Origin of the sequence: Nocardia sp. CC201C (assembly GCF_030010695.1) — a bacterium.
GTDB lineage: Bacteria > Actinomycetota > Actinomycetes > Mycobacteriales > Mycobacteriaceae > Nocardia > Nocardia otitidiscaviarum.
On sequence record NZ_JASCXP010000517.1, the window covers coordinates 1 to 4,385 of the forward strand.

Consider the following 4,385-nt stretch of genomic DNA (forward strand, 5'->3'; position numbering starts at 1 on the left):
CCCTCGAGATTCGCACGAGCCTGTTCGAGCGATTTCTGGATGTCCTCACCCGCGAGTCTGTCGGCCAATGCCTTGGCCATATCCGCGAATTCGGCCGCGGCCGTCTGAGCGCGGTCGGCCAGTTCGGCGGCGGCGCTGCTGGCCTTCTCGGCCAGTTGCCCCGCCGCGTCCCCGGCGCGTTCGGCCCACTCGCCAGCGGTATCGCTGATGTTCTCGGCGAGTTCGTCGGATGTCGCGGTGAGATTGTTGTCCTCGTCGGTCACGCGTGCTCTCCCGCCTACCGCCCGCCGCCGAGCTTGTCCTTGGCGTCGCGCATGGCGCCTTCGGCCTTGTCCCGCGCCTCGTCTGCCCGGCGCTTGGCGTCGCCGGTCGCCTCGTGGAACTTGGATTCGAACTCGTCGGCCTGATCCTCGATCTTGTTCCCCATGCGGTCGGCCTGCTCCTTGGCCTTCTGCGCGGCCTCCTTGGCCTTGTCCATGAGCGACATCGAAACCTCCGTAGGTGTGGCACGCCCGGACCGGGCGCGCTGGTTCGGGGTACTTCGACGAGCGATCTTTCAGCTAATGATCCTACGCCCGTTCCACATGAAAAAGCCCGGTCGGTCCGGAACTATCCGGAACCGACCGGGCGGGAACGGGAGTTGTCGCAGGTCAGCGTATCGGGCCGAGTACCCGATCGAGGTACGGATTGGCGAAACGGCCGTTCGGATCGAAGCGCCGGCGCACCGCCGCGAACCGCTCCCACTCCGGATACCGCTCGGCCAGGGTCGCCGCCGTCTGGAAGTGCCGCTTACCCCAGTGCGGACGACCGCCATACCGGTCGAAAACCGCCTCGCACGCCCGGAAGTACGGCTCGTACTCCATCCCGGCGTACTGGTGCACCGCGATATAGCAGGTGGCACGCCCCCCTGCGGGGGAGAGGAAGGCGTCGTCGGGCGCGACCCACCGCACCTCGATGGGCATGACGGTGTCGAACCGCTTGGCCACCTCCTTGATCTCACGAATGGCGTCCACGGAGTGTTCGCGCGCGACGGCGTACTCCATCTCGGTGAAGCGGAACAGCCGCGGGCTGGCGAACACCCGGTAGGAGCGTTCCACCTGGCGTCGATAGCTACCCGCCAGCGCCGAGAACTGCTGCACCCGGGGGATGAACGCGGGGGTGCGGCGGGTGAGGCGGCACAGGGCGTCGAACACGTGGTTGTTGATCAGGATGTCGGAGAACCATTCGACGGCCCGCCCGCGCGGCTGCTCCGGCAGCTGCACGGTGTTGTTGCGCTTGGTCATGGCGATGTCGCTGTGGGCGAACATGTAGAACTCGAAGTGCTCGTTGCCGTCCACGTGGGAATCCAGATCGGCCAGTACGTCCTCGAGCGGGAGTGGCCGTTCGATGCCCTCGAGGACGAAGGAGGGCACCATCTGCAGCGTCACCGCGGTGACCACGCCGAGTGCGCCGATGTTCACCCGTGCCGCGCGCCAGCCGTCCGGGTCGGTCTGCTCGTTCAGCTCCACCCGGCTGCCGTCGGCCAGCACCATCTCGACCGAATGCAGGGCGGCGGAGAGGTTCTGGAGTTTGGCCCCGGTGCCGTGCGTGCCGGTCGCGGTCGCGCCCGCGATGGTCTGCACGTCGATATCACCCAGATTGGGGAATGCCAGGCCGAGCGGGTGCAGGGAATTGCTGGCGGCATTGAGCGTCAGGCCCGCGTCGACGCGCACGAGTCCGCTGGAGCGGTCCACCGAATGGATCCGGTTCATCTTCGACAGCCGCATGAGCGTGCCGTCGGTGCAGACGGTGTCGGTGAACGAGTGGCCCGATCCGGCCACTCGGACGGTATGTCCGGCGGCCTCCGCTCGCGCGAGCAGGGCGGCGACTTCCTCGGGCGAGCCCGGTTCGGCGATGGCTGCCGGAGTACAGCTCTGATCCCCGGCCCAGTTCACCCAAGAGTTGGTCATGCGTCCAACTCTAAACCGGACATGTGATCGGCGCTACCGTTTCCGGTTCATGCACATGGCCGCCTTGCCCCGCTCCACCTCCTCCTCGGTGAGCGGTGGCACGTCGAGGGGGATGCGGGGGACCGCGTCGCCGCGCACGCCGTTGAGGATCAGCGCCATGTAGCGCCGCCAGACGTCCGGGTTGACCGGTCGGGCGAAACCCGCGACCGCGTCGACCATATTGACCATCGCGAAGAAGTCGCCGGACTCGATCTCGGGCCGCAGCGCTCCGGCGTCCTTGGCGCGCTGTACCACCTGGAACATGCCGGGCCGGACGCGGTCGCGCATGCACTCGAAGCGCTCCATGCTGTCCTTCATCTCGAGCAGCACCTCGCTCAGGCCGCGATTGGTGGCCATGTGGCGGCAGGCGTACTCGAACAGATCCACCAGGCCCGTCCACGGGTCGGGATGGTGCAGGGCGGTTTCCACCGCCGCGGCGAACTCGTTGACGTTCTGGTCGAACACCTCCGAGATCAGTTCCTGCTTGTTGGCGAAGCGGCGGTACACGGTGCCCACACCGACTCCCGCCTTGTCGGCGACGTCGTCGAGGGTGATCTCGAGTCCGTGCTCGGCGAACAGCTCGCGCGCGGCGGCGATGATCCGCTGCTGATTGCGGGCGGCGTCGGCGCGCAGGCGACGGGTGGGCTGTCCCGTGGCGGGACGACCCGAGGGGGTCGTCGCGGCCGCTGCGGCCGTGGTGGTGGCGTGATTCACACCCATATGCTAGCAACCTTCGGGATTAAGTGGAGGCTATCTCTCCGTTTTGATGGTAACTTCTGACAGGAAACCGGAGGGCCTTCCTCCACTAAGTGTACGGGACGAGGACACCGCATGACTTCCACCATCGACATAGCGAAACCGGCTCCGCCGACCGGTCGACGCGGCTCCCACGCCCTGCGCTGGTGGGTGCTCGCGGTACTCGGTGTCGCCCAGCTCATGGTCGTGCTCGACGCGACCGTGGTGAATATCGCGCTACCGGAGGCGCAGGCCGATCTCGGCTTCTCCAACGCCGACCGGCAGTGGGTGATCACCGGCTACGCGCTCGCCTTCGGCAGCCTGCTGCTGCTCGGTGGACGGCTCTCCGATCTGTTCGGTCGGCGCACCACCTTCATCGTCGGCCTGGTCGGCTTCGCCGTCGCCTCCGCGGTGGGCGGGGCGGCCGCCAACTTCGAGATGCTGGTCGCCTCCCGGGTCGCCCAGGGCGTCTTCGGTGCGCTGCTGGCCCCGGCGGCGCTGTCGCTGTTGACCGTCACCTTCACCGAACCGGGCGAACGCGCCAAGGCATTCGGCATCTTCGGCGCCATCGCCGGTGCGGGCGGCGCACTCGGTCTGCTGCTCGGCGGAGCACTCACCGAATGGGCCTCCTGGCGCTGGGTCATGTACGTGAACCTGATCTTCGCGGCCGTCGCGCTGATCGGCGCGGTGCTGCTGCTGGCCAAGCACGTCACCACCGCGGAGCGGCCGAAACTCGACATTCCCGGCACCATCACCGTGACCGCGGCGCTGTTCGCCATCGTCTACGGCTTCTCCAAGGCCGAATCCGACGGCTGGACCGACTCCGCCACGCTCGGCTTCCTGATCGGCGGCACGGTGCTGCTGGCGGTGTTCTTCTGGATCGAACAGCGGGTAGCGCATCCGCTGCTGCCGCTGCGGGTCATCGCCGACCGCACCCGCGGGGCGTCCTACCTCACCGTATTCGCCATCGGCATCGGCATGTTCGCCATGTTCCTGTTCCTCACCTACTACATGCAGCAGCAGCTGGGGTACACCCCGATCGTGACCGGCGTGGCGTTCCTGCCGATGGTGGCGGGCATGGTGATCTCCTCCACCACGGTGCCGTCGCTGGTGCTGCCGCGGGTCGGGCCGCGGGTGACGGTGGTGTCCGGCTACCTGCTCGCCACCCTGGGCATGGTGCTGCTCACCCGGATCGGCGTGGACACCGGCTACGCCAGCCACATCCTGCCGAGCCTGATCATCATGGGCGTCGGTCTCGGTGCGGCCATGTCCACCGCCTTCGCCGGCGCCACCGCCGGGGTGCACCACACCGATGCGGGCGTCGCCTCGGCCATGGTGAACACCAGCCAGCAGGTCGGCGGCTCCATCGGCACCGCCCTGCTGAGCACGCTGGCGGCCAGCGCCTTCGACGGCTACGTCGCCGATCACCTGCCGCCCAACCCCGGCGTGCTGGCCCAGGCCGCCGTGGAGAGCTACACCACCACCTTCTGGTGGGCGGCGGGCATCTTCCTGGTCGGCGCGGTCATCACCGGCATGATCATGCCGAATACCGTGCCGGTCCCGGCCGAAGGGGAACCCGTACTGGCGCACTGAGTCCCACGCGCCGGAGCGGTGCGCCGATACCGGGAGTGGCCCCGCCCCCCGGGGGGGCGGGGGCGGGCT

General features: G+C 68.2%; 4 protein-coding genes and 1 pseudogene. 1 reads left to right on the plus strand and 4 read right to left on the minus strand.

Annotation, left to right across the window (positions count from 1 at the left end):
- The 4 genes and pseudogenes from QK444_RS33015 to QK444_RS33030 all read right to left on the minus strand — a co-directional run.
- A pseudogene (locus tag QK444_RS33015) lies at positions 1-263 on the minus strand (hypothetical protein); the annotation flags it as partial.
- A 14-nt stretch (positions 264-277) separates the two neighbouring features.
- Complete coding sequence (locus QK444_RS33020; protein WP_282785972.1) at positions 278-487, minus strand: hypothetical protein; 210 nt, start codon at positions 485-487, stop codon at positions 278-280.
- 163 nt (positions 488-650) lie between these two features.
- Positions 651-1,949: a D-arabinono-1,4-lactone oxidase gene (locus QK444_RS33025; RefSeq protein ID WP_282785973.1), complete on the minus strand. Its 1,299-nt coding sequence runs from the start codon at positions 1,947-1,949 to the stop codon at positions 651-653.
- Between the two features lie 33 nt (positions 1,950-1,982).
- Positions 1,983-2,708 (minus strand): TetR/AcrR family transcriptional regulator, encoded by a 726-nt coding sequence (locus QK444_RS33030; protein ID WP_081592936.1) that lies wholly within the window; start codon positions 2,706-2,708, stop codon positions 1,983-1,985.
- Positions 2,709-2,819: 111 nt separating this feature from the next.
- Here QK444_RS33030 and QK444_RS33035 point away from each other — a divergent pair, with 111 nt between their 5' ends.
- Positions 2,820-4,316: an MFS transporter gene (locus tag QK444_RS33035; protein ID WP_282785974.1), complete on the plus strand. Its 1,497-nt coding sequence runs from the start codon at positions 2,820-2,822 to the stop codon at positions 4,314-4,316.
- Positions 4,317-4,385 lie beyond the last annotated feature (69 nt).